Genomic DNA, 22,265 nt, shown 5'->3' on the forward strand with positions numbered 1-22,265 from the left:
GACGACGCTCTCGACCAGGGCCGCCGGGTCGAAGGGCTCGGCCGCGAGGTCGAGGCGGCCGGCCTCGATCTTCGAGAAGTCGAGAATGCCGTCGATGAGCGAGAGAAGCGCCTCGCCGGAGGTCTTCACCGCCTCGGCATAGGTGCGCTGCTCGGGGCTCAGGGAAGTATCGAGCATCAGGTCGGCCATGCCCATGATGCCGTTGAGCGGCGTGCGGAATTCGTGGCTGACGCTGGCGATGAACCGGGACTTCGCCACGCTCGCGGCCTCGGCCCGGCTGCGCGCCTCCTCGAGGAAGCGGGCGGATTCGACCCGCTCGGTGACGTCACGGCCCGCGCGCAGTACCTCGGGCCGCCCGTCGCGCCCGGCGGTCACGGTCTCCACGAAGGCGAACCAGCGAACGGCGCCGCCCCCGGCCGGCAGGATCGCGAGATCGACGAGGCGGGCCCCGTCGGCGCGGTGGCGCATCTCGCCCCGCTCGACCACCTCGGCCTCCCGGGTGGTGCCGAGCAGTCCCTCGGGCGTGGTGTCGAGGAGGGCGGCGAAGCCCTGGTTGGCGAAGGTGATGCGGCCCTCGGCATCGCGCTGGACGACGAGCTCGATCTGCGCCTCGACCAGGCTACGGTAGCGCTGCTCGCTCTCGGAGGTCCGCCAGACGAGATCGTGCAGGCGCTCGACCTCGCCCTCGCTCCGGCTTCGGGTCAGGCGGCTCCATCGCGCCGTCGCCCATGCGAGAACGGCCAGGAATCCGATCGCCGCGCAGAGCCACACCATTCCGCATCCTCCCGGGCCATATCGAGGGCCGAAGATGGCGGGTGGAACTGAAAGATGAGTGGCGAAAGTGGCTTAGCGGGATCTTCGGTCGATCGTGCAAATTCGGCGGCCTGCGATCAGATCCCGTTAACCGCGATACGTCACGCCGCCGCCGGCCGCCGGTCCGAGCGGCTGCGGTAGGACAGGGCCTCGGCGAGGTGGAGGCGGCGCACCCGCGCCTCGCCGTCGAGGTCGGCAAGCGTGCGGGCGACGCGCAACACCCGGTGGAAGCCGCGGGCGGAGAGCCGCATGGCGTCGGCCGCGTCGCGGATCAGCGCCATCCCCTCCGGATCGGGCCGGGCCGCCTCCTCGATCAGGGTGGCCGGGCATGAGGCATTGGTGGTGCCGGCGGGCTGGCGGGCCTCGGCGTAGCGCCGCTCCTGCAGGAGGCGCGCCGCGGCGACCCGGGCGGCGGCCTCCGCCGAGCCCTCGTCCGGCGGCGGCAGGATCAGGTCGGCGGCTGTGACCGCCGGCACCTCGATCTGGAGGTCGATGCGGTCGAGGAGCGGGCCGGAGAGCCGGGCCTGGTACTGCGCGACGCAGCGCTCGTTGGGCCCGCGCCGGCAGGCGAAGCCCGGCTCCGTCGCCTGGCCGCAGCGGCACGGATTCATGGCGGCCACCAGTTGGAACCGGGCTGGGTAGGTCACCCGGTGGTTGGCCCGGGCGATCATGACGTTGCCGGTCTCCAGCGGCTGGCGCAGGGAATCGAGCACCTGGCCGTTGAACTCGGGCAACTCGTCGAGGAAGAGCACGCCGCCATGGGCGAGCGACACCTCGCCGGGCCGGGCGCCGATACCGCCGCCGACGAGCGCCGCCATCGAGGCCGAGTGGTGCGGCGCCCGGAACGGCCGGCGGTTCGACAGCGCGCCGTCCTTCAGCGTGCCGGCGACCGACTGGATCATCGAGACTTCGAGCAGTTCGCGAGGGCCCAGCGGCGGCAGGATCGAGGGCAGCCGGGCGGCCAGCATCGACTTGCCGGCTCCCGGCGGGCCGTTCATCAACAGATTGTGGGCTCCGGCGGCGGCGATCTCCAGAGCGCGCTTCGCGCCCTCCTGGCCCTTGATCTCGCGCAGGTCCGGTAGCGCGCCGGCGGCGGCGGCCACCGCCGGCACCGGTCGGGCCATGACCTGCGTGCCCTTGAAGTGGTTGGCGAGCTGGATCAGCGAGCGCGGCGCCAGCACGTCCATGTCGCCGGCGGCCCAGGCGGCCTCCGGGCCGCTCGCCGCCGGGCAGATCAGCCCGAGGCCCCTCGCATTGGCGGCCATGGCGGCCGGCAGCACGCCGGCCACCGCCGTGAGGCTGCCGTCGAGCGCCAGTTCGCCGAGGACGCAATAACCGGACAGAGCGTCCGCCGGCAGGGCACCGATGGCACACATCATGCCGAGCGCGATCGGCAGGTCGTAGTGGGAGCCTTCCTTGGGCAGGTCGGCGGGGGCGAGGTTGACGGTGATGCGCTTGGCCGGCAGCGCCAAGCCCGAGGCGATCAAGGCCGAGCGCACCCGCTCGCGGGATTCCGCCACCGCCTTGTCGGGCAGCCCGACCACCGTGAAGGCGACGGCGCCGGGCGTGATCTGCACCTGCACGTCGACGGCGCGCGCCTCGATCCCCTCGAAGGCGACGGTGGCGACGCGGGTGACCATGCGGGACGGCTTTCGGGCTGGCGATCTGCCGCTACGTTAGTTCGCGGGCCGCCCCGGCACAACCCGGAACCGCAAAAGTGCATTCCAGAGACGAAAAAGACCGCCCAACACGAAAAAGCCCGGCACGGGGCCGGGCCATTTCCTCTCGTCCCACGGACCACCCGCCGTGCCGGCGCCGGTCCTTGGGGAAGGCGCGTTACGCCTGGGCGGCCTGCAGGCCCTTCACGCGGGCGGCGAGGCGCGAGACCTTCCGCGACGCGGTGTTCTTGTGCACGATCCCCTTCTGGGACGCGCGCATGATCTCGGGCTCGGCGCTGCGCAGGGCGGTCATGGCGTCGCCATGATTGCCGGCCTCGATCGCCTCCTCGACCTTACGGATGAAGGTGCGCATGCGGCTGCGGCGCGAGCGGTTGACTGCCGTACGCTTGGCAATCTTGCGGGTCATCTTCTTGGCCGACACGGTGTTGGCCATCGGCGTTCCTCATTCAAAAAAGCGAGGCCCGAGCGATCCCGGCGGGATCGTGGCGTCGCGTGTCAGGGCATGGAAGCACGGGCAACCCGCCGGGCGAAAGCCCGCAGGTCCGCGAGCCGCGGTCTATAGACGCGACCGGGCGGATCGTCAATGGCGGGCGCCGCCGAGGCCGGAACACTCTGGCCGCTCAATGGTTGAGGTTCCCACACAGACACGGGAGATCCCCATGATCCGTTCCGCTTCCCTCCTCGCTGCCGGCCTCCTCGCCGTGGCAGGCGTAGCGATCCCGCACCAGGCCGAGGCCAAGGGCTGCATCAAGGGCGCGATCGTCGGCGGGCTCGCCGGCAAGGCGGTCGGCCACGGCAAGGCCGGCGCCGCGGCCGGCTGCGCGGTGGGCCACCACAACGCCAACAAGAAGGCGAGCCAGGCCCAGGGCCAGTAAGCGCACGGGCGGTGCGCGCGGGGCGGTAGGCCGCTCCCGCACCTCGGGCTTATAAGGGGGCGGCTCCGGCAGCGGGGCCGCCCCTTTCGCATAGGCCCATATGACTGGAGCCCGCATGACGTCCCCCGACGGCGCCCTGGTCCTGTTCTCCGGTGGACAGGATTCCGCCACCTGCCTCGCCTGGGCCCTCGACCGCTTCACCCATGTCGAGACCCTCGGCTTCGATTACGGCCAGCGCCACCGGATCGAGCTGGATTGCAGGGTGACCTTGCGCGCCGAGATGACCCGGATCGTCCCGGCCTTCGCCGGGCGGCTGGGCGACGACCACACCCTGTCCCTCGCCGCCCTCGGCGAGGTGTCGGAGACGGCGCTGACCCGCGAGACCGCCATCGCCATGGAGGCGACTGGTCTTCCCAATACCTTCGTGCCGGGCCGCAACCTCGTCTTCCTCACCTTCGCGGCCGCCCTCGCCTATCGCCGGGGCCTGCGCCACGTCGTCGGCGGCATGTGCGAGACGGATTTTTCCGGCTATCCCGATTGCCGCGACGACACGATCAAGGCGCTGCAAGTCGCGCTCAATCTCGGCATGGATCGCCGCTTCGTGCTGCACACGCCGTTGATGTGGATCGACAAGGCCGAGACCTGGCGGCTCGCCCGCGACCTCGGCGGCGAGGCCCTGGTCGATCTCATCGTGCGCGAGAGCCATACCTGCTACCTCGGCGAGCGCGGCGCGCTGCACGACTGGGGCCATGGCTGCGGCACCTGCCCGGCCTGTCGCTTGCGCGCCGCCGGCTATGCGCGGTTCCGCGCCGAGGATGCGTGAGCGGCGCTTGCGGCCTGCCCTGCGGTTCGCGCAGAGTGCGCCGCAAACACGGGAGGAGAGACGCATGACCGCCTGCATCGTCGGCTGGAGCCATACGCCGTTCGGCAAGCACGATGCCGAGACCGTCGAGAGCCTGATCGTCCGGGTGACCAACGAGGCGCTGGCCCATGCGGGGATCGGCCCGCAGGACGTCGACGAGATCGTGCTCGGCCACTACAATGCCGGCTTCACCCCGCAGGACTTCACCGCCTCCCTGGTGCTCCAGGCCGACGAGGGTTTTCGGTTCAAGCCGGCGACCCGGGTCGAGAATGCCTGCGCCACCGGCTCGGCGGCGGTGCACCAAGGCATCAAGACCATCGAGGCCAAGCGCGCCCGGGTGGTGCTGGTGGTCGGCGTCGAGCAGATGACCCGCACGCCCGGCGCGGAGATCGGCCGCACCCTGCTGAAGGCCTCCTACCTGCCGGAGGACGGCGACAACCCGGCGGGCTTCGCCGGCGTGTTCGGCAACATCGCCGGCGCCTATTTCCAGCGCCACGGCGACCAGTCCGACGCGCTGGCGATGATCGCCGCCAAGAACCACCGGAACGGCGTCCAGAACCCCTACGCGCAGATGCGCAAGGATCTCGGCTTCGAGTTCTGCCGCACCGAGTCGGACAAGAACCCCTTCGTCGCCGGCCCGCTCAAGCGCACCGATTGCTCGCTGGTCTCGGACGGCGCCGCGGCGGTCGTGCTGGCCGATACCGAGACGGCTTTGCGGATGCGCCGCGCCGTCGCCTTCCGGGCCACGGCGCATGCGCAGGATTTCCTGCCGATGTCGAAGCGCGACGTGCTGAGGTTCGAGGGTGCCGCCACCGCCTGGGCCCGGGCGCTCGGCCAGGCCGGCATCACCCTCGACGACCTGTCGCTGGTCGAGACCCACGATTGCTTCACGGTCGCGGAGCTGATCGAGTACGAGGCGATGGGCCTGACAGGTGAGGGCCGCGGCGCCGACGCGATCCGCGAGGGCTGGACCACCAAGGAGGGCAAGCTTCCGGTCAACCCGTCCGGCGGGCTGAAGGCCAAGGGCCACCCGATCGGTGCCACCGGCGTATCGATGCACGCGCTCTCGGCGATGCAGCTCTGCGGCGAGGCCGGCGGCATGCAGATCCCGGACGCGACGCTCGCCGGCGTGTTCAACATGGGCGGCGTCGCGGTGGCGAACTACGTCAGCGTGCTCGAGCGCATCAAGTAACTCTGGCAAAGGCGCAGGGCCATGACGGCTTTCCTGGTCCTGCTGCTCGCCTACACGATCAGCCAGTTCGACCGCGGTTTCCTGGCGATGGTCGCGCCCGATCTCGGGCCCGATCTCGGCCTCGCCCCCTCCGACCTGGCGCTGCTCTCGGCGGGCTGGTTCCTGGCTTTCGCATTGGGACAGGTGCCGACCGGACTCCTCCTCGACCGGGTCGGGCCGCGGCGCACCGTGGCGGGCTTCCTGGTGCTGGCGGCCTTCGGGGCGGGGCTCCTCGGCCTGGCGCACGGCTTTGCCGGCGCCGCCGCTGCGATGGCGCTGATCGGGCTCGGCTGCGCGCCGGCCCTGATGGGCGGGCTCTACCTGTTCGGGCGGTCCTACCCGCCGGAGCGCTTCGCCATGCTGTCCTCGGTGATGATCGGGCTCGGCACGTCCGGGGACCTCCTCGGTTCCACGCCTCTGGCGCTGGCGAGCCACGCCTTCGGCTGGCGCACGATCCTGTTCGGGCTCGCCCTCGTCACCCTGGCGGCGGCCGGGCTGGTCCTGTGGCTGATCGCGGATCCGCCGCAGCTCGCCGATCCGCTCAGAACCTCGGTCTGGCGCGGTTTTGCCGAGGTCGCCCGGATGCGGGCCCTGTGGCCTGTCCTTCCCGTGGTGTTCGTCAGCTACGCCGTCGTCATCGCGACGCGCTCGCTCTGGGTCGGATCCTATCTCGGCAGCGTCCACGGCCTCGACGCGCTCCAGCGCGGCAACGGCACGCTGGCGATGAGCGCCGCCATGGCGGCCGGCGCCATCGGCTACGGGCCGCTGGAGCGGCTGGTGCGCGATCCGAAGCGCACGGCCTTCGCGGGCTGCCTCGTCACCGGGCTGGCGCTCTCAGGGCTCGGCCTGTTCGGCGGCGGCTCCACCGCGCTGGCCGTCGCGCTCCTGGCGCTGACCGGTGCGGCGGGCCTGAGCTACGGCATCCTGATGGCCCATGCGCGGCTTTTCTTCCCCGCCCACCTGCTCGGGCGCGGCGTCGCCTTCATGAACATCGTCTTCATGGGCGGGGCGGCGGCGATCCAGGGCCTGTCTGCCCTGTTCGTGCTGGAAACCGGCGGGCTTTCCCCCGACGCGCTCTACGGCCGGCTGTTCCTGGCCTACGGGCTGGCGCTGCTGGCGGCGACGGCGGTGTATGCCTTCGCGCCGCGGGAGCCGGTGTTCAAGCGGGTCGAGACGACGCGCGATGGACAGGGCACGGAAAAACTGCGCTCGGGCAGCCGAAATGCTCCCATCGAAGACACGCCCTGATCTCAGATCGGGTGCAGGAGCGTGTCGCAGGCTTGCACCAGAACCTCGAACTCGGCGCGGCTCGGCGGTTCGCCACCGGCCTCGTTCCGCATGAGCCTATCGCCGACCCCGAGGGCGGCGAAGCACTGATCGACCAGTGGCTCCGGCAGCACCCCGCGGAAGCTCATCTCGTCGACGAGGCGCCGGGCAGGGGCATCAGTGAGCCGCATTCCGTGAGCGCGCGCGACATCCTGGAGGATTGCCGTGAGAATGGGTAGGAGCGACAGGCAGGCGACATCGATCAGCCCGGCCTCGGCGGCCGCGCGCGCCCTCGCGATGAGAGCCGCATGGTCGGATGAGGTCGACGTTTCCTCGTCGGTGAGCACAACCAGCTCGAACCGCCAGCCGGGCCGGTCGGAGACGCGCTCCGCCAGGCCGACGACATCGTTCGACCCTTTCAGGGCAGCATGCCGCTTGATCTCGACCACGACGTTGTCCGCGTCGCTGCGGGCGACGAGGTCGGGTGCGGTATCCCGCATGAAGTCCGGAAGATGGCGGGGCTCCGGCCGCTCGACCACGTCGTAGCCGAGGGTCCGGTACTGGCGGGCGATCCGCCTCTGGGTCCGGGTCTCGGCGGAGCGATCGGATTTCGGTCTCATCCCAGATCCTCCTCACCGCGGCTCCGCCACAGACGGACATGCAGGAACTCGTCACCGCCTGAGAATGCCATCGCGAGCGGCAGGGACATAGACCGAACGATGAACCGGCCGTTGATGTTGCGCCAGTTCGAGGTCGCGTCCTTCACCTGATGGTCGTCCTGATAGGCGATCCCCTGAAGCGCGTCCTGGATCGGCTTCAGCAGGTTGTCGCGATCGGCGATGCGGCGCTCGGAGTAGTGGGTGACGCGCAATTCCAGGTCGCCGCCGAACGGTGCCTGCGCGACGGGCCACGCGGCGGATGCCGCAGCGGCCACCTTCACCTTCCACGCCTGGAGCAAGACCCGTCTCAGCGCTTGAGCCGAAACCGGGCGCCCGATCACGCAGAACTCGAAATCCGGTCGGCGGACATCGTCGGGACGGTCACGGGCCGTCGGGGGCGGCATGCGCGACTGACCTCAGGGGCATGGTAGAATCGCTCTGGCGCGCCAGCCGCCCTACCCCGCCTCCCCCGGCGTCCGCGCCCGCAGCGCCAGGGCGTGCAGGCCGCGCTTGAACGCGTCGTCGAGGAGCGCATTCACCATGCGGTGGCGCTCGACGCGGCTCTTTCCCTCGAAGGCCGCCGACACCACATCGAGACGGAAGTGAGTTCCCCCCCCTTCGCGCCAGCCGGAATGACCGGCATGCTGGTGTGATTCGTCGACGACGCTCAGCGCCGTCGGCGCCAGGCGCTCCTCCAGCGTCGTCCTGATCCAGTCGCCCAGGCTCATCGCGCACCCGTCCTTAACCTGCTTCGGATCGAGTGACCGGAGCGGGTGCCACCCGTCAAGCCGTCCGGTTCCGCCTGCGGCATCAGGCCCGCAGGCCTTGTGCCCGCCCCGCCGCCTCTCATAATCGCCCCGTCATGGATCTGAACTCGCCCCTGTTCGACCGCATCCGCATCCGGCCCTCGTGCGACGAGCCGAAGAAGGCCGAGGGTCCGGCCTGCGACCGGCCGGGCTGCACCCAGCCCGGGCTGCACAAGGCGCCCAAGGGGCGCAAGCAGGAGGGCCAGTACTGGCGCTTCTGCATGCAGCACGTGCGCGAGTACAACGCCTCGTACAATTACTTCGACGGGATGAACGACGCCGCCGTCCAGGCCTACCAGAAGGACGCGGTGATCGGCCACCGTCCGACCTGGACGATGGGCGTCAATCCCGGGGGCAAGACAGGCGCGAAGCCCGAGGCGCCGCAGCGCGACTGGGACTACGTCGATCCCCTCGGCATCCTGCGCGGCGAGGGCGCCGGGCCGGCCTCGTCGCGCCGCGCCCGGGCGGAACCGCCGCCGCCGCGCTACTCGGCCCCGGTGCGCAAGGCCCTCGACGTGCTCGGCCTCGACGAAAGCGCCGATTCCGCCGCCATCAAGGCGCAGTACAAGGTGCTGGTGAAGCGCTTCCACCCCGACGCCAATGGCGGCGACCGCTCGTTCGAGGACCGGCTGCGCGACATCATCAAGGCTCACGACACCCTGCGGGGCGCCGGCCTGTGCTGATGCCGGCCCCGCTCTCGCGCCGGGCACGGATCTCGCATCCCTGATCCGTCGCCGGAGGGGGTCGAAACTGGGCGCCTGCCCCATATATCCGGGTCAGGCACGTTTGCGCCGGCTCCCCCCGCAGATTAATGACATGCGGCGCCCGCCGGTCACCCCGCGCCGTCGCGACATCCGCAGGACGCCCATCGAGGGCCAGGCCTGCTCCGACGAGGTCCGTATGCTTGCTGAGAACACGCCACCCGCACTGCCGGACACGACCGTCTCGGTGCGCAAGGTCTTCGGGATCGATTCGAACCTCGAGGTGCCGGCCTTCTCGGCCACCGACGAGCATGTGCCGGATCTCGATCCGGACTACCTGTTCGACCGCGAGACCACCCTGGCGATCCTCGCGGGCTTCGCCCGCAACCGCCGGGTGATGATCACGGGTTATCACGGCACCGGCAAGTCCACCCATATCGAGCAGGTCGCCGCGCGGCTGAACTGGCCCTGCGTGCGCATCAACCTCGACAGCCACGTCTCGCGCATCGACCTCGTCGGCAAGGACGCGATCGTGCTGAAGGAGGGCAAGCAGGTCACCGCCTTCCAGGACGGCATCCTGCCCTGGGCGCTGCAGAACAACGTCGCGCTGGTCTTCGACGAGTACGATGCGGGCCGGCCGGACGTGATGTTCGTGATCCAGCGCGTGCTCGAAGTGTCGGGCCGCCTGACGCTGCTCGACCAGAAGCGGGTGATCCGCCCGCATCCCGGCTTCCGGCTGTTTGCCACCGCCAACACGGTCGGCCTCGGCGACACCTCGGGCCTGTATCACGGCACCCAGCAGATCAACCAGGGCCAGATGGACCGCTGGTCGATCGTCACCACGCTCAACTACCTGCCGCACGACCGCGAGGTCGACATCGTGCTGTCCAAGGCGCCGCATTACCGCGGCGAGGGCGGGCGCGACATCGTCAACAAGATGGTGCGCGTCGCCGACCTCACCCGCAACGCCTTCATCAACGGCGACCTGTCGACCGTGATGAGCCCGCGCACGGTGATCACCTGGGCCGAGAACGCCGACATCTTCAACGATATCGGCTTCGCCTTCCGGGTGACCTTCCTCAACAAGTGCGACGAGCTGGAGCGCGCGCTGGTGGCCGAGTTCTACCAGCGCTCCTTCGGCAAGGAGCTGCCCGAGAGCGCGGTGAACGTCGCGCTGAGCTGAACCGGGAGCAACCCCGATGGATGACCCGACCCTCGATCACCGGCGCGACGGCACCGACGCGGTCGAGGGCCGGGCGTCCTACGAGCGGGACTATTTCTCCTGGGTGCAGGAGCAAGTGGCGCTGATCCGGGCGCGCCGCTTCGACGAGGTCGACGCGGAGCACGTAGCCGAGGAGCTGGAGGATTTGGGCAAGAGCCAGCTCTCCCGGCTCCACAGCACCTTGCGCGTCCTCGTGATGCACATGCTCAAGTGGGACCAGCAGCCCGAGCACCGGACGGCAAGCTGGATTTTCTCGATCGCTGAGCAGCGGCGGCGCTATCGTCGGTTGTTGCGCGACAATCCCGGCCTCAAGCCGCACCGGGAGGCCACGCTCGCCGATGCCTATGAGGAAGCCCGACTATGGGCCGCGGATGAGACCCATCTCGAACCCGACGACTTCCCGAAAGCCTGCCCCTACACCTGGGACGATCTTCTGGACCGCCCCTTCGACTTCGACTCGCTGAAGAAGTAGCCGCGCCATGTCCATCTCCAACCGCAAGCCCGGCGAGAAGCGCGAGTCCGTCGCCGAGCCGCTGAAGCGCTCGGTGGCCGGGACGCTGCGGGCCATCGCCCGCAAGGCCGAGATCGAGGTCACCTTCGCGACCGACCGGCCGGCACTCACCGGCGACAAGGCCCGCCTGCCCGAGCCGCCGCGCAAGCTCTCCCCCGGCGACGTGGCGATCCTGCGCGGCCATGCCGATTCGATGGCGTTGCGCCTCGCCTGCCACGACAACGCCGTCCACCGCCGCCTCGCCCCCGAGAACGCCGCCGCCCGCGCGGTCTTCGACGCGGTCGAGCAGGCCCGGGTCGAGGCGATCGGCTCGCGCCGCATGGCGGGCGTGGCCGGCAACCTCACGGCGATGCTGGAGGACCGCTACCACCGCGGCGGCAAGTACGAGGAAATCACCGACCGGGCCGATGCGCCGATGGAGGATGCGGTCGCCCTGATGGTGCGCGAGCGCCTGACCGGCCAGGCCCCGCCCCCGGCGGCGCAGCGCATCGTCGGGCTGTGGCGCGAGTTCATCGAGGACCGGGCCGGGCGCAACCTCGACGGCCTGATGACGGGCAACATCGAGGACCAGCGCGCCTTCGCCCGCTCGGTGCGCGACCTGCTCTCCTCCCTCGACATGGCGGACGAGGCCCCCCTCGACCCCGACGACGAGGAGAACGACGACGAGAACGAGGCCGAATCGGACGAGCAACAGGCCGGCGAGGGCGAGGCCGAGCAGCAGAGCCAGGGCGACCGGGCCGAGATGGAGGTCTCCGACGAGGCCTCCGACGAGATCGAGGAAGGCGCCACCGAGGCCGCCGACGCGCCGTCCGGCGAGTTGCCGGAGGATGCCGAGGACGCCGATTCCGAGGAAGCCTCCGAATCGTGGCGCCCGCCGGGCCCGCGGGCCAACGAGCCGCGCGGCCCGGACTACAAGGTCTTCTCCCAGAAATACGACGAGGTCGTTCACGCTGAGGACCTGTGCGACGCCGACGAGCTGGCGCGTCTGCGCTCCTACCTCGACAAGCAGCTCGCCCATCTCCAGGGCGTGGTGGGGCGGCTCGCAAACCGCCTCCAGCGGCGGCTGCTGGCGCAGCAGAACCGCGCCTGGGAGTTCGACCTGGAGGAAGGCCAGCTCGATCCGGCCCGCCTCGTGCGCGTCGTGATCGACCCGTTCCAGCCCCTGTCCTTCAAGCACGAGAAGGACACGAATTTTCGCGATACGGTCGTCACCCTGCTGCTCGACAATTCGGGCTCGATGCGCGGCCGGCCGATCACCGTGGCGGCGACCTGCGCCGACATCCTCGCCCGCACGCTGGAGCGCTGCGGCGTCAAGGTCGAGATCTTAGGCTTCACCACCCGGGCCTGGAAGGGTGGGCAGTCGCGCGAGGCCTGGCTGCAATCGGGCAAGCCGCCGACCCCGGGGCGCCTCAACGACCTGCGCCACATCGTCTACAAGTCGGCCGACGCGCCGTGGCGCCGGGCGCGCAAGAATCTCGGGCTGATGATGCGCGAGGGCCTGCTCAAGGAGAACATCGACGGCGAGGCCCTGGACTGGGCCCACAAGCGCCTGCTCGGCCGGCCCGAGCAGCGCCGCATCCTGATGGTGATCTCCGACGGCGCCCCGGTCGACGATTCGACCCTCTCGGTCAATCCGGGCAACTACCTGGAGCGCCACCTGCGCTACGTCATCGACGAGATCGAGACCCGCTCGCCGGTGGAGCTGCTCGCCATCGGCATCGGCCACGACGTGACCCGCTATTACCGCCGGGCCGTCACCATCATCGACGCCGAGGAACTCGGCGGCGTGATGACCGAGAAGCTGGCCGAATTGTTCGAGGAGGATGCCGGTCCGGTGCCGATGCGCCGGATGGCGGCGGGCGGGCGGCATTAGAGCCATCCCGTGCTATCTCACCCGTAACCCTCATCCTGAGGTGTCAGCCGATTGAAAATCGGCTGACCTCGAAGGAAGGCTCCAGGAATCGCCGAGACTTCCGGAGCCCTCCTTCGAGGCTCCTTTCAGCCGCGCCTCAGGATGAGGTCATCGATGGGATGAACGGTGTCCTCGACGACCGTGCAACAAGCGCGAAAAACCCCCGGGCGCCGCAGCGCATCCGGGGGTTTTTCGTGATCGTCCTGGCGAAGGAGGCGCCGGGCGCCTCCACCGCGAAGAAATCAGGCCGCCTCGGCGAGCTTCTTCTCGATCTCGCGCTTCAGCAGGCGGGCGTTCTGCGACAGGTCGGTCTCGCCGGCCTTGATCAGGAACGCGTCGAGGCCGCCGCGATGCTCGACCGAGCGCAGGGCGTTGGCCGAGATGCGCAGGCGCACCGAGCGGCCGAGCGTGTCGGACAGCAGGGTGACGTTGCACAGGTTCGGGAGGAACCGGCGCTTGGTCTTGTGGTTCGAGTGGCTCACGAGGTGGCCGGTGAGCACCCCCTTACCGGTGAGCTCGCAGCGACGCGACATGGTCTATATCCTCAACTGGTCTTCGTTCGGCGAGGGACCACGCAACGCGAGAGCCGGGCGTGCTGCGCACCCCGGCTTGGACCGGACCCCGCGAAGTCCCTGGAAAGCACGCGCCTATAGAGGGAGAGTGCGGGTCTCGTCAAGGTGCGGGGCTGAAGCCGGCCCCCTCGCGAGGCTCCGGCCCCTTGCGCGCGAGACGATCCGTTAACCTTGATCGCGTCACGATAGGGCCAGATTCCCCCCGTTTCATCGGTGGTGGGCGACGGCGTTCGAGATCGGTTTCCCCCATGCGTTCCAAGGCCCTCCTCTCGCTCGCCGTCACGGCGGGGTTCGCCCTCCCGGCCGGCGAGGCGATGTCGGCCCAGGCCGCGCGGGGGCGCGCGCCGAAGGCCGGCGAGACTGCCGTCACGGTCGATTACGGCATCACGCTCGCCGGCGTGCCGATCGGGACCGCGCAGGTCACCGGCGCGATGCAGGGTACGCGCTACACCATGGACGTCAGCGCCCGCCTCACCGGCCTCGTCGGGGCGATCACCGGCGGCTACGGTTCGGGCCGGGCGAGCGGCACGGTGGCGGCCCGCCCGGTGCCTGCGGCCTTCGCGCTCGCCTCCCACAGCGCCAGCGCCTCGATCACCGTGCGCATGGCGCTCGCCCGCGGCAACGTGGTCGCCTCCGACATCGCGCCCCCGCTGGTACCGGACCCCGAGCGGGTGACGGTGAGCGAGGTGCACAAGCGCGGCATCATCGATCCGGTGAGCGCCCTGATGATGCCGGCGCAAGGCCGCGGCGACCTCACCGACCCGCAGAACTGCAACCGCACCATCCCGGTCTTCGACGGCGCGAGCCGGTTCAACGTGGTGCTCACCTACGGCGAGACCCGCAGCGTCCAGAAGCCCGGCTATGCCGGTCCGGTCCTGGTCTGCAACGCCCGCTACCAGCCGATCGCCGGCCATCGGCCGGACCGGCCGGGAGTGAAGTTCATGGAGGACAACACCGAGATGTCGGTGTGGCTCGCCCCCGTCGAGGGCGCGCGGGTCCTGCTGCCCCTGCGCATCGCCGTGCGCACCCAGATCGGCCTCAACATCATCGAGGCGACGCGGTGGTCGCAGAGCGCGGGCCAGGGCGCCCCGGAAGCGACCGTACAGGCGGCGGCGCAGAGCCCGGAGCCGCCGGCGGACAGGCGCTGAGCGGAAGAAGCGTCGGCAGGCCAACGCTTCTTCCGCTTCGATTCTCGTCTCGTCGCAGGTTTCTGACGCAAAACCGGAGGCCACTTTTGCGGAACCTGCTCAGAGCCATGCGGCGCGCCGTTCCCGGCCTCCTGCCCAGCCTCGTCCTGCCCGGCTTCCTCCTGCTCGCCCCGCTCCCGGCGCTGGCAGGTGGACCCGACTTCACGAACGGACCCGATTGCGGCGGCGACGCCTATTCCTCGGCGACGATCGGCACCAACCCGCCCGGACCGCTCACGGCCGTCCCGGAAACCCTCTGCGCCGACCTGGCGCAGGGCCGCGCGCCCGATCCCCGCATCGAGGTGATCGTCCCGGGTATCGGCTCGTCCGGCCAGCCGTCCCCTCCGTACGGCGATCCTTATGGCGATCGGGTCGCCCCCGCCCCATATGACGGGAGGCCGCTGCCCGGGCCACGGCCGCCCCGCGGCCGCTTTCCGGAGCGCTGAAGGGGTCGCACGACGGCCCCGGCGCTAAGATCGGGACGGCGCGGCGGCCGCTGCCGGTAACCGCCCCGAGGATGTCTGTCCGACCCGATGACGCGCCGCTCCCTCTCACCGCAGGCCCGCTTGCGCGGCGCCACGGCGGTGCTCGGTCCCACCAATACCGGCAAGACCCACCTCGCCATCGAGCGGATGCTCGGCCACCCGACCGGCATGATCGGCCTGCCGCTGCGGCTGCTCGCCCGCGAGGTCTATCACCGCGTCGTCGAGCGGGTCGGTCCCGAGCGGGTCGCCCTCGTCACCGGCGAGGAGAAGATCAAGCCGAACCGGCCGAGCTACTGGATCTGCACCGCCGAGGCGATGCCGCGGGACAACGCCGTGGACTTCGTCGGCATCGACGAGATCCAGCTCGGCGCCGACCGCGACCGCGGCCACACCTTCACCGACCGCCTGCTGCACCAGCGCGGCCGCGAGGAGACGCTGCTGATCGGCTCGGCCACGATGGAGCCGCTGGTCAAGGCGCTGATCCCGGGCATCCACGTGACCACCCGCCCGCGCCTGTCGCAGCTGAGCTTCGCCGGCAGCCGCAAGCTCTCGCGCCTGCCCCATCGCAGCGCCATCGTGGCGTTCTCGGCGGAGGAGGTCTACGCCATCGCCGAATTGCTGCGGCGCCAGCGCGGCGGCGCGGCGGTGGTGCTCGGCGCCCTCTCGCCCCGCACCCGCAACGCCCAGGTCGAGCTCTACCAGTCCGGCGAGGTCGATTACCTGGTGGCGACGGACGCCGTCGGGATGGGGCTCAACCTCGACGTCGACCACGTCGCCTTCGCGTCGAACCGCAAATACGACGGCACGCGCTTTCGCGACCTCTCCCCCTCCGAGATGGCGCAGATCGCGGGGCGCGCCGGGCGCCACCTGCGCGACGGGACCTTCGGCACCACCGGGCGCTGCCCGCCGATGGAGGCCGAGATGGTCGAGGCCCTGGAGGGCCACGCCTTCGACCCGCTGCGGGTGCTGCAATGGCGCAACCCCGATCTCGATTTCCGCTCGGTCGATGCGCTCCGCCGCAGCCTCGGGGAGCACCCGAGCGAGCGCGGCCTCACCCGGGCGCCGACCGGCGACGACGAGGCCGCCCTCGACCTCCTGGCCAAGGAGGACGACATCCGCGACTACGCGACCTCGAAGAGCGCGGTCGAGCGGCTGTGGCAGGTCTGCGGCGTGCCGGATTATCGAAAATCCGCGATCCAGACCCATGCCGACTTGATCGCCCAGCTGTTTCGGTTCCTGATGCGCGGCATGGCCGGGCGCATCCCGGTCGACTGGTTTTCGCAGCACGTGGCGATGGTCGACCGCACCGACGGCGACATCGACGCCCTGTCGCAGCGCATCGCCCATGTCCGCACGTGGACCTTCGTGGCCAACAGACCCGACTGGCTCGCCGACCCGGAGCATTGGCAGGGCGAGACGCGTCGGGTAGAGGACAGGCTGTCCGACGCCCTGCACGAGCGGCTGGCGAGTCGATTCGTCGATCGGCGCACCAGCGTGCTGATGCGGCGCCTGAGAGAGAATACCATGTTGGAAGCTGAGATCACCGCGGGCGGCGACGTGACGGTCGAGGGACAGCACGTCGGCCACCTGCACGGGTTCCAGTTCGTGCCGGATCCCGGCGCCGAGGGCCAGGAAGCCAAGACCCTGCGCAGCGCCGCCGAGAAGGCGCTGGCGAGCGAGATCGAGGCGCGGGCCGACCGGTTCGCCGCCGCGGCGGACGCGGCGCTCGTGCTCTCGAACGACGGCACGATCCGCTGGACCGGCAACCCGGTCGCCAAGCTGGTGCCCGGCGAGAAGCTCTACGCTCCCGGCCTGCGGCTGCTCGCCGACGAGCAGCTCAGCGGTCCGGCCCGCGAGAAGGTCGAGACCCGGCTGAACGCCTGGCTCAAGGCCCACATCGTGCGCCTGCTGGGACCGGCCCTCGAGCTCGAGACCGCGGCCGATATCACGGGGCTTGCCCGCGGCATCGGCTTCCAGGTCGCGGAGGCGCTCGGCGTGCTGGAGCGCGCCAAGGTCCTCAACGAGATGCGCAGCCTCGACCAGGACGGCCGCGCGGCCCTGCGCAAGCACGGCGTGCGCTTCGGCGCCTACCACATCACCATGCCGGCTTTGCTGAAGCCCGCGCCCCGCACCCTGGCGGCGCAGCTCTGGGCGCTGCAGAATGGCGGCCTCGACCAGCGCGGCCTCGACGAGATCGCGCATCTCGCCGGCTCCGGCCGCACCTCGATGCCGGTCGATCCCGAGATCGCCAAGGGCCTCTACCGTGCCGCCGGCTTCCGGGTCTGCGGCGGCCGGGCGGTGCGCGTCGATATCCTCGAGCGCCTCGCCGACCTGATCCGTCCGGCGATCGCCTACGTGCCCGGCACTACCCCCGGCGAGCCGCCTCCGGGCACCGCCGACAAGGACGGCTTCGTGCCGACCGTCGGCATGACCTCGCTGGTCGGCTGCTCGGGCGAGGATTTCGCCTCGATCCTGAAGTCGCTCGGCTACGTCGTCGACCGCCGGCCCGGCCCGGCCATCACCGTCGCCCTGCGTCCCGCCGCCCCGACGGTGCCGGTGCAGCCCAAGGTGGCGGAGGCCGGCGAGGCCTCTGCCGAGGCGAGCGAGTCCGCGGACGCCGCAGCCGGTGACGAGACCCACGCCGAGACCGTGACGGCGGAGTCCGCCTCCGACGAGGCACCGGCCGAGGCGGCCGCGCAGGACGAGACCTCCCCCGAGGACCAGGCCGCAGAGCCGGTGCAGGCCGAGCATGTCGAGGCCGATTCGACGGGGCCGGTCCAGGAGATCGCGACTCACGATGTCGCGGCCGGGGATGCTGCCGCCGAGGCACCCGTCTCCGAGGAGCCGGCTCCGGTCGAGGCCGCGGCAAGCGACGGCACGCCGGTCGCGCAGGCCGAGGCGGGCGACACCGCCGAAGGTACCGAGCCTGCCGCTTCCGGCGACACCGCGCCCGCGGAGACCGCCGAAGCGGCGGGTGAGCCGGCGGAGCCGGTCGTCATCGAGGTGTGGCGGATGCACCGTCACCAGCGCAGCCACGCGCCGCGCCACCAGGGCCGCGGCCGGCCGCAGGACGGCCAGCAGCGCGAGGGCGGCCAGCGCGACGGCCGCTCCCGGGGCGGCTTCCCGCGTCCGGAGGGCGGCGAGGGCGCGCCGGCGGAGCAGCGTGCGGCTCATCGTGGCCCTCGCGAGGGCCAGCGCTGGGGCGACCGGCGCCAAGGTGAGGCTCGTGGCGAGCACCGGGGCGAGAATCGTCCCGCCGGCGAAGGCCGGCCCGAGAACCGGTTCGAGGGCCGTGGCGGTGAGAGCCGCCGCGACGGGCGTCCCCCGCGCGGGCCGCATCCGGGCGGTCGCGAGGGCGGTCGTCCCCCGCAGGACCGGCGCGACGGCGCTCCCCGCAACGGCGGCATGCACGAGGCCCGGCCGCCCCGGCGCGAGCGCGCTCCGGATCCGGATTCGCCCTTCGCCAAGCTCCTCGCCCTCAAGGCGCAGATGGAGTCGCGAGACGGCGACAAGCGCTGAGCGATGCGCGCGGACCGGCAGCGCCTCGACAAGTGGCTGTGGTTCGCGCGCTTCGCCAAGACGCGCTCGCTGGCCGCGCGCCTGATCGAGGACGGCTTCGTGCGGGTGAACGGCCAGCGCGCCGACGCCCCCTCGAAGGCGCTGGCGGTCGGAGACGTGGTCACGGTCGCGGCCCAGCACGTCACGGCAGCGGTGCGGGTGCGCGATCTCGGCGAGCGGCGGGGCCCGGCTCCGGAAGCCCGGCTGCTCTATAGCGACCTCTCGGCGGACTCGGCGCCCGACGAGGCGAGCTGATCTCTCCGCGCACCGCAGCGTGATGCGCACGCGAAAGCGTGACGCGAAGGCGACGCCTGCCGGCAACGCGACGCCGCCCCGCAACGGGCGGCTTGCAAGCCCGCCCTCCCGGGTCTAAGGCCCGGCCTACACGCCCGGGCGCCGCGCGAGCGCCCTTCGTTCTCGAGGTTTCACCGGCCCATGACCTACGTCGTCACCGACAACTGCATCAAGTGCAAGTACATGGACTGCGTGGAGGTGTGTCCGGTCGACTGCTTCTACGAAGGCGAGAACATGCTCGTCATCCAGCCGGACGAGTGCATCGATTGCGGCGTGTGCGAGCCCGAATGCCCGGCCGAGGCGATCAAGCCCGATACCGAGCCGGGCCTGGAGAGCTGGCTGAAGCTGAACGCCGACATGGCCAAGAGCTGGCCCAACATCACCCAGAAGAAGGCCGCTCCGGCCGACGCCAAGGACTGGGACGGCAAGTCCGGCAAGTTCGAGGCGCATTTCTCGGCCAATCCCGGCTCGGGCGACTGAGCGGGTCCCCGCGATCCGGCAGGGATGGTTGCCGATCCGTTGCCATCCCTGCCCCGACCGCATGCCGGGTCTGCGATCGACCTGCCAAGCCGGTGAAATCGGGTGCAAGGTGCCTGCGCGATCATGCCGGGCGCCTGAATTTTTTTGATTTTCAAGCCTCTTCGTGCTAGCTTCCTGCTCGCCGTCGCTTTTCGTCCGACGTGCAGCCTCCGTCCACCGAGCGGGAATTTTTCGATGGGACGGGGCCGCATGCGATCAGCCGAGGTGGATCTTATCCGGTCCGCCGCGCGTTCGGACGTTCCTTAGCTATGGTTTGACAGGGACTGACGGACTCTCCTCGGGGCGTCCGGCAGGTGCGTATTTTTCGCCGGGCGCCCTGACCCGGATGAATGATCCGGTCGCGGACATTGCCGCGAACGGTGACCTGGAGGCAACCCCCGCATGACGACCGCCAAGAAGACGACAGCCGCCCGGCAGGGATTCAAGACCGGCGAAGCGGTCGTGTATCCGGCTCACGGCGTCGGCCGCATCACGGCCATCGAGGAGCAGGAGATCGCCGGCTACAAGCTCGAGCTGTTCGTGGTGTCGTTCGAGAAGGACAAGATGGTCCTGCGGGTCCCGACCGCCAAGGCGAACTCCGTCGGCATGCGCAAGCTCGCCGAGCCGGAGCTGGTCAAGAAGGCGCTCGACGTGCTCACCGGCCGCGCCCGGGTGAAGCGGACCATGTGGTCGCGCCGGGCCCAGGAATACGAGGCGAAGATCAATTCCGGCGACCTGATCGCCGTCACCGAGGTGGTGCGCGACCTCTTCCGCTCCGACGCCCAGCCCGAGCAATCCTATTCCGAGCGCCAGCTCTACGAGGCGGCCCTCGACCGGGTGGTGCGCGAGATCGCGGCGGTGAACCGCATCACCGATACCGAGTCGCTCAAGCTCATCGAGCAGAGCCTCGCCAAGTCGCCGCGCCGCGCCAAGGGCGCCGAGGCCGAGGCCGACGGCGAGGATGTGCAGGACGAGGCCGAGGCCGCCTGAGGCGTTCTCCCCTCTGCCAGACGACCGAGAGCCCGGCCCCGTGCCGGGCTTTCGCATGTTCGGGCCCCTGTTTCGAAGCCCTGCCGGGGAAGTTCGGCCGCCCGCCCGCCTCCCGCCGCCTCAGGTCCCCACGCCCGCGAAGCAATCGCACCGCCGAGGATTTTTTCGCGGTGCGGGAACCGCCGGCCCGGTCCCGCCGTTGTCGCAGGCCTTGCGGTGTAACGGGCGCGCTCCAGGCTGCGCCCCGGCCTCATCGCGACACACAGCGCTCACCATAGCGGCGGAGGCGGGGATGGCGGAAATCGCAGGCATACGTCGGCAGTTCGTGCGGGTTGCGATGGATGCTCCCTTTCTCGAGAGGGAGGAGGAGCGCGGCCTCGCGGTGCGCTGGAAGGACGAACGCGACGAGCAGGCCCTGCACCGCCTGATCTCCGCTCATATGCGGCTCGTGATCGCCCTGGCCGGCCGCTTCCGCCATTACGGCCTGCCGATGGCGGACCTGGTCCAGGAGGGCCATGTCGGCCTGATGGAGGCCGCCGCCCGCTTCGAGCCCGAGCGGGAGGTGCGCTTCTCGACCTACGCGACCTGGTGGATCCGCGCCTCGATCCAGGACTACATCCTGCGCAACTGGTCGATCGTCCGCGGCGGTACCTCCTCGGCCCAGAAGGCCCTGTTCTTCAATCTCCGCCGCCTGCGCGCCCGGCTGATGCAATCGACCGACGAGCGCGTCGGCGACGAAATCCACCGCCGCATCGCCACCGCCATCGGTGTCTCCCGCGAGGACGTGGCGCTGATGGATGCCCGCCTTTCCGGCCCCGACATGTCGCTCAACGCTCCGGTGGGCGATGACGGCGAGGCCTCGGCCGAGCGGGTCGACTTCCTGGTCGATACCTCCCCCCTGCCCGACGAGACCGTCTCCGATGCCGTCGATGGCGAGCGCCGCCTGACCTGGCTGCGCCAGGCGCTCACCGTGCTCTCCGAGCGCGAACTGCGCATCCTGCACGAGCGGCGCCTCGCCGAGGACCAGGCGACCCTCGAGGCCTTGGGCCACCGCCTCGGCATCTCCAAGGAGCGGGTGCGCCAGATCGAGAACCGCGCTCTCGAGAAGCTCCGCCGTGCCCTTGCCGAACGCTTCCCGCAATCGAACGCCACCGGGATGAGCGCTTACGTCTGAGAGCCCATGCGGTTCGCTCGACCGCATCGCCGCCTTCCTCGTCATTCCGGGACCGCGCAGCGGAGCCCGGCATCGAGAACCTCAGGTGTTTTCAGAGGGTGGCGGAGCAGCATCCGCCAGAGCCCGAACCGTCATCGACTCTGACTTCCGGGCTCCGCTGCGCGGCCCCGGAATGACATGGCGCGGGTGGAGAAGCGGGCGTCCCCCTGCGCTTCCACGAGTTCCTCCCGCTCAACCCGCCACCGCGACCATCACCTCAACCCCCTCTTCCACCGCCCAGGCGAACCGCGCCCCGTCCGGCAGGATCCGGGACGCCGCCTGCAACGACAGCCCTGCACGCACAAGACGCCAATCCGCGCCCTGTGGCGTCAGCCGGACCGAGCGGGGCTCGGCGACCAGGCCCTCGCCGGTCGCCTTTAGGAAGGCTTCCTTGATCGACCAGAATTCCAGGGCCCTGCGCGGCCGCGCACCGGCCGGCAGGCCACGATAATCGGAGAGTTCGGCCGGGTGCAGGAAGACCGGCGCCAGCCCGTCCCAATCCACCGGCCGGGCGGCGCCCTCGACATCGACGCCGATCCGGCCGGACATCGACAGCCCGACTGCGACCCAGCCCCCCCCATGGCTCAGATTCAGGTCGAGGCCCGGCATGCCGGGCAGGAACGGCCGGTCGCCGGCATCCCGCGCCAGGACGATGTCCACCGGGTCGCGGCCGAGTCGGGGCCCGAGCAGGTGGCGCAACAACCCATGCGCGGCCGCCCGCTCGTGACGGTCCCGCTCCTGCCGGAAGCGCGCGATGCGTGCGGCCTCGTACGGGGGCAGCTCAAGGCGCGCCGCCGGCAGGGCCGCCACCGCGTCGGCCGGTGCCGCCACGGCCAGCGCCCCGCCCGCGAACGCCAAAGTCGAGAGGTCCGTCTCCAGGAGTTCCGTCACGTCGCCGTCCTGTCCACTC

General features: G+C 70.7%; 23 protein-coding genes (1 of these 23 running past the window's edge). 15 read left to right on the forward strand and 8 right to left on the reverse strand.

Translation table 11 applies throughout. The features are described from left to right. From HBB12_RS16285 to rpsT, 3 genes are all read right to left on the reverse strand, one after another. On the reverse strand, positions 1-774 hold the 5' portion of the coding sequence (locus tag HBB12_RS16285) for an ATP-binding protein (RefSeq protein ID WP_236990302.1). It extends 1,245 nt beyond the left edge of the window; 774 of the gene's 2,019 nt are visible here — the first part of the coding sequence; it begins with the start codon at positions 772-774; its stop codon lies beyond the left edge, outside the window. A gap of 140 nt (positions 775-914) precedes the next feature. Next, the gene (locus tag HBB12_RS16290; RefSeq protein ID WP_236990303.1) at positions 915-2,453 is read right to left on the reverse strand and encodes a YifB family Mg chelatase-like AAA ATPase; all 1,539 of its coding nucleotides are present in this window, start codon (positions 2,451-2,453) and stop codon (positions 915-917) included. Positions 2,454-2,649: 196 nt separating this feature from the next. Continuing rightward, complete coding sequence (gene rpsT / locus HBB12_RS16295) at positions 2,650-2,925, reverse strand: 30S ribosomal protein S20 (protein ID WP_203155075.1); 276 nt, start codon at positions 2,923-2,925, stop codon at positions 2,650-2,652. 226 nt (positions 2,926-3,151) lie between these two features. On the opposite strand from rpsT, the gene HBB12_RS16300 reads away from it, so the two are divergent. The 4 genes from HBB12_RS16300 (at position 3,152) to HBB12_RS16315 (ending at position 6,708) form a co-directional block, all read left to right on the forward strand. Next, positions 3,152-3,367, forward strand: coding sequence for a hypothetical protein (locus tag HBB12_RS16300; protein WP_236990304.1), 216 nt, complete (start codon positions 3,152-3,154; stop codon positions 3,365-3,367). 115 nt (positions 3,368-3,482) lie between these two features. Continuing rightward, entirely contained in the window at positions 3,483-4,190 is a 708-nt protein-coding gene (gene queC / locus HBB12_RS16305) for a 7-cyano-7-deazaguanine synthase QueC (protein ID WP_236990305.1), read from the forward strand. 64 nt (positions 4,191-4,254) lie between these two features. Then, positions 4,255-5,421 (forward strand): acetyl-CoA acetyltransferase, encoded by a 1,167-nt coding sequence (locus HBB12_RS16310; RefSeq protein WP_236990306.1) that lies wholly within the window; start codon positions 4,255-4,257, stop codon positions 5,419-5,421. Positions 5,422-5,442: 21 nt separating this feature from the next. Beyond that, positions 5,443-6,708 (forward strand): MFS transporter, encoded by a 1,266-nt coding sequence (locus tag HBB12_RS16315; RefSeq protein WP_236990307.1) that lies wholly within the window; start codon positions 5,443-5,445, stop codon positions 6,706-6,708. A gap of 2 nt (positions 6,709-6,710) precedes the next feature. On the opposite strand, the gene HBB12_RS16320 is transcribed toward HBB12_RS16315, so the two are convergent. From HBB12_RS16320 to HBB12_RS16330, 3 genes are read right to left on the reverse strand one after another with little or no spacing between them, the layout of a single operon-like run. Next, a complete protein-coding gene (locus tag HBB12_RS16320) occupies positions 6,711-7,346 on the reverse strand; it encodes a hypothetical protein (RefSeq protein WP_236990308.1) in 636 nt (211 codons plus the stop codon). After that, a complete protein-coding gene (locus tag HBB12_RS16325) occupies positions 7,343-7,789 on the reverse strand; it encodes a RusA family crossover junction endodeoxyribonuclease (RefSeq protein ID WP_236990309.1) in 447 nt (148 codons plus the stop codon). The genes HBB12_RS16320 and HBB12_RS16325 overlap by 4 nt, the downstream gene beginning before the upstream one ends. A gap of 51 nt (positions 7,790-7,840) precedes the next feature. Next, positions 7,841-8,113: a BolA family protein gene (locus tag HBB12_RS16330; RefSeq protein WP_236990310.1), complete on the reverse strand. Its 273-nt coding sequence runs from the start codon at positions 8,111-8,113 to the stop codon at positions 7,841-7,843. 134 nt (positions 8,114-8,247) lie between these two features. On the opposite strand from HBB12_RS16330, the gene HBB12_RS16335 reads away from it, so the two are divergent. The 4 genes from HBB12_RS16335 to cobT all read left to right on the forward strand — a co-directional run bounded on the left by HBB12_RS16335 (position 8,248) and on the right by cobT (position 12,498). Then, complete coding sequence (locus HBB12_RS16335; RefSeq protein WP_236990311.1) at positions 8,248-8,874, forward strand: J domain-containing protein; 627 nt, start codon at positions 8,248-8,250, stop codon at positions 8,872-8,874. A gap of 217 nt (positions 8,875-9,091) precedes the next feature. After that, positions 9,092-10,075 (forward strand): cobaltochelatase subunit CobS, encoded by a 984-nt coding sequence (gene cobS, locus HBB12_RS16340; RefSeq protein WP_236990312.1) that lies wholly within the window; start codon positions 9,092-9,094, stop codon positions 10,073-10,075. A 16-nt stretch (positions 10,076-10,091) separates the two neighbouring features. Then, complete coding sequence (locus HBB12_RS16345; protein WP_203155068.1) at positions 10,092-10,586, forward strand: DUF29 domain-containing protein; 495 nt, start codon at positions 10,092-10,094, stop codon at positions 10,584-10,586. Between the two features lie 7 nt (positions 10,587-10,593). Next, a complete protein-coding gene (gene cobT, locus HBB12_RS16350) occupies positions 10,594-12,498 on the forward strand; it encodes a cobaltochelatase subunit CobT (protein ID WP_236990313.1) in 1,905 nt (634 codons plus the stop codon). A 281-nt stretch (positions 12,499-12,779) separates the two neighbouring features. On the opposite strand, the gene rpmB is transcribed toward cobT, so the two are convergent. After that, complete coding sequence (gene rpmB, locus HBB12_RS16355) at positions 12,780-13,070, reverse strand: 50S ribosomal protein L28 (RefSeq protein WP_093567567.1); 291 nt, start codon at positions 13,068-13,070, stop codon at positions 12,780-12,782. A 287-nt stretch (positions 13,071-13,357) separates the two neighbouring features. On the opposite strand from rpmB, the gene HBB12_RS16360 reads away from it, so the two are divergent. The 7 genes from HBB12_RS16360 (at position 13,358) to HBB12_RS16390 (ending at position 21,316) form a co-directional block, all read left to right on the forward strand. Beyond that, complete coding sequence (locus HBB12_RS16360; protein WP_236990314.1) at positions 13,358-14,257, forward strand: DUF3108 domain-containing protein; 900 nt, start codon at positions 13,358-13,360, stop codon at positions 14,255-14,257. A gap of 107 nt (positions 14,258-14,364) precedes the next feature. Then, positions 14,365-14,742, forward strand: a complete 378-nt coding sequence (locus tag HBB12_RS16365; protein WP_236990315.1) for a hypothetical protein — start codon at positions 14,365-14,367, stop codon at positions 14,740-14,742. Positions 14,743-14,829: 87 nt separating this feature from the next. Continuing rightward, positions 14,830-18,300: a helicase-related protein gene (locus HBB12_RS16370; protein ID WP_236990316.1), complete on the forward strand. Its 3,471-nt coding sequence runs from the start codon at positions 14,830-14,832 to the stop codon at positions 18,298-18,300. A 3-nt stretch (positions 18,301-18,303) separates the two neighbouring features. Beyond that, the gene (locus HBB12_RS16375) at positions 18,304-18,594 is read left to right on the forward strand and encodes an RNA-binding S4 domain-containing protein (RefSeq protein ID WP_236990317.1); all 291 of its coding nucleotides are present in this window, start codon (positions 18,304-18,306) and stop codon (positions 18,592-18,594) included. 180 nt (positions 18,595-18,774) lie between these two features. Further along, positions 18,775-19,113 (forward strand): ferredoxin FdxA, encoded by a 339-nt coding sequence (gene fdxA, locus HBB12_RS16380; RefSeq protein WP_236990318.1) that lies wholly within the window; start codon positions 18,775-18,777, stop codon positions 19,111-19,113. A gap of 441 nt (positions 19,114-19,554) precedes the next feature. Continuing rightward, complete coding sequence (locus HBB12_RS16385; RefSeq protein ID WP_060848844.1) at positions 19,555-20,142, forward strand: CarD family transcriptional regulator; 588 nt, start codon at positions 19,555-19,557, stop codon at positions 20,140-20,142. A gap of 292 nt (positions 20,143-20,434) precedes the next feature. Continuing rightward, complete coding sequence (locus HBB12_RS16390; RefSeq protein ID WP_203155060.1) at positions 20,435-21,316, forward strand: RNA polymerase factor sigma-32; 882 nt, start codon at positions 20,435-20,437, stop codon at positions 21,314-21,316. 231 nt (positions 21,317-21,547) lie between these two features. Here the strand turns inward: HBB12_RS16390 and HBB12_RS16395 are convergent, their stop codons facing one another. After that, positions 21,548-22,246, reverse strand: a complete 699-nt coding sequence (locus HBB12_RS16395; RefSeq protein ID WP_236990319.1) for a 4'-phosphopantetheinyl transferase family protein — start codon at positions 22,244-22,246, stop codon at positions 21,548-21,550. Positions 22,247-22,265: the final 19 nt, after the last annotated feature.

The organism is Methylobacterium sp. SyP6R (assembly GCF_019216885.1).
In the GTDB taxonomy this organism is placed as follows: Bacteria; Pseudomonadota; Alphaproteobacteria; order Rhizobiales; family Beijerinckiaceae; genus Methylobacterium.

Bases quoted from the DNA above. Each gene is read 5' to 3' on its own strand.
- HBB12_RS16290 (WP_236990303.1), bottom strand. From the start codon at position 2,453: ATGGTCACCCGCGTCGCCACCGTCGCCTTCGAGGGGATCGAGGCGCGC.
- rpsT (WP_203155075.1), bottom strand. From the start codon at position 2,925: ATGGCCAACACCGTGTCGGCCAAGAAGATGACCCGCAAGATTGCCAAG.
- HBB12_RS16300 (WP_236990304.1), top strand. From the start codon at position 3,152: ATGATCCGTTCCGCTTCCCTCCTCGCTGCCGGCCTCCTCGCCGTGGCA.
- queC (WP_236990305.1), top strand. From the start codon at position 3,483: ATGACGTCCCCCGACGGCGCCCTGGTCCTGTTCTCCGGTGGACAGGAT.
- HBB12_RS16310 (WP_236990306.1), top strand. From the start codon at position 4,255: ATGACCGCCTGCATCGTCGGCTGGAGCCATACGCCGTTCGGCAAGCAC.
- HBB12_RS16315 (WP_236990307.1), top strand. From the start codon at position 5,443: ATGACGGCTTTCCTGGTCCTGCTGCTCGCCTACACGATCAGCCAGTTC.
- HBB12_RS16320 (WP_236990308.1), bottom strand. From the start codon at position 7,346: ATGAGACCGAAATCCGATCGCTCCGCCGAGACCCGGACCCAGAGGCGG.
- HBB12_RS16325 (WP_236990309.1), bottom strand. From the start codon at position 7,789: ATGCCGCCCCCGACGGCCCGTGACCGTCCCGACGATGTCCGCCGACCG.
- HBB12_RS16330 (WP_236990310.1), bottom strand. From the start codon at position 8,113: ATGAGCCTGGGCGACTGGATCAGGACGACGCTGGAGGAGCGCCTGGCG.
- HBB12_RS16335 (WP_236990311.1), top strand. From the start codon at position 8,248: ATGGATCTGAACTCGCCCCTGTTCGACCGCATCCGCATCCGGCCCTCG.
- cobS (WP_236990312.1), top strand. From the start codon at position 9,092: ATGCTTGCTGAGAACACGCCACCCGCACTGCCGGACACGACCGTCTCG.
- HBB12_RS16345 (WP_203155068.1), top strand. From the start codon at position 10,092: ATGGATGACCCGACCCTCGATCACCGGCGCGACGGCACCGACGCGGTC.
- cobT (WP_236990313.1), top strand. From the start codon at position 10,594: ATGTCCATCTCCAACCGCAAGCCCGGCGAGAAGCGCGAGTCCGTCGCC.
- rpmB (WP_093567567.1), bottom strand. From the start codon at position 13,070: ATGTCGCGTCGCTGCGAGCTCACCGGTAAGGGGGTGCTCACCGGCCAC.
- HBB12_RS16360 (WP_236990314.1), top strand. From the start codon at position 13,358: ATGCGTTCCAAGGCCCTCCTCTCGCTCGCCGTCACGGCGGGGTTCGCC.
- HBB12_RS16365 (WP_236990315.1), top strand. From the start codon at position 14,365: ATGCGGCGCGCCGTTCCCGGCCTCCTGCCCAGCCTCGTCCTGCCCGGC.
- HBB12_RS16370 (WP_236990316.1), top strand. From the start codon at position 14,830: ATGACGCGCCGCTCCCTCTCACCGCAGGCCCGCTTGCGCGGCGCCACG.
- HBB12_RS16375 (WP_236990317.1), top strand. From the start codon at position 18,304: ATGCGCGCGGACCGGCAGCGCCTCGACAAGTGGCTGTGGTTCGCGCGC.
- fdxA (WP_236990318.1), top strand. From the start codon at position 18,775: ATGACCTACGTCGTCACCGACAACTGCATCAAGTGCAAGTACATGGAC.
- HBB12_RS16385 (WP_060848844.1), top strand. From the start codon at position 19,555: ATGACGACCGCCAAGAAGACGACAGCCGCCCGGCAGGGATTCAAGACC.
- HBB12_RS16390 (WP_203155060.1), top strand. From the start codon at position 20,435: ATGGCGGAAATCGCAGGCATACGTCGGCAGTTCGTGCGGGTTGCGATG.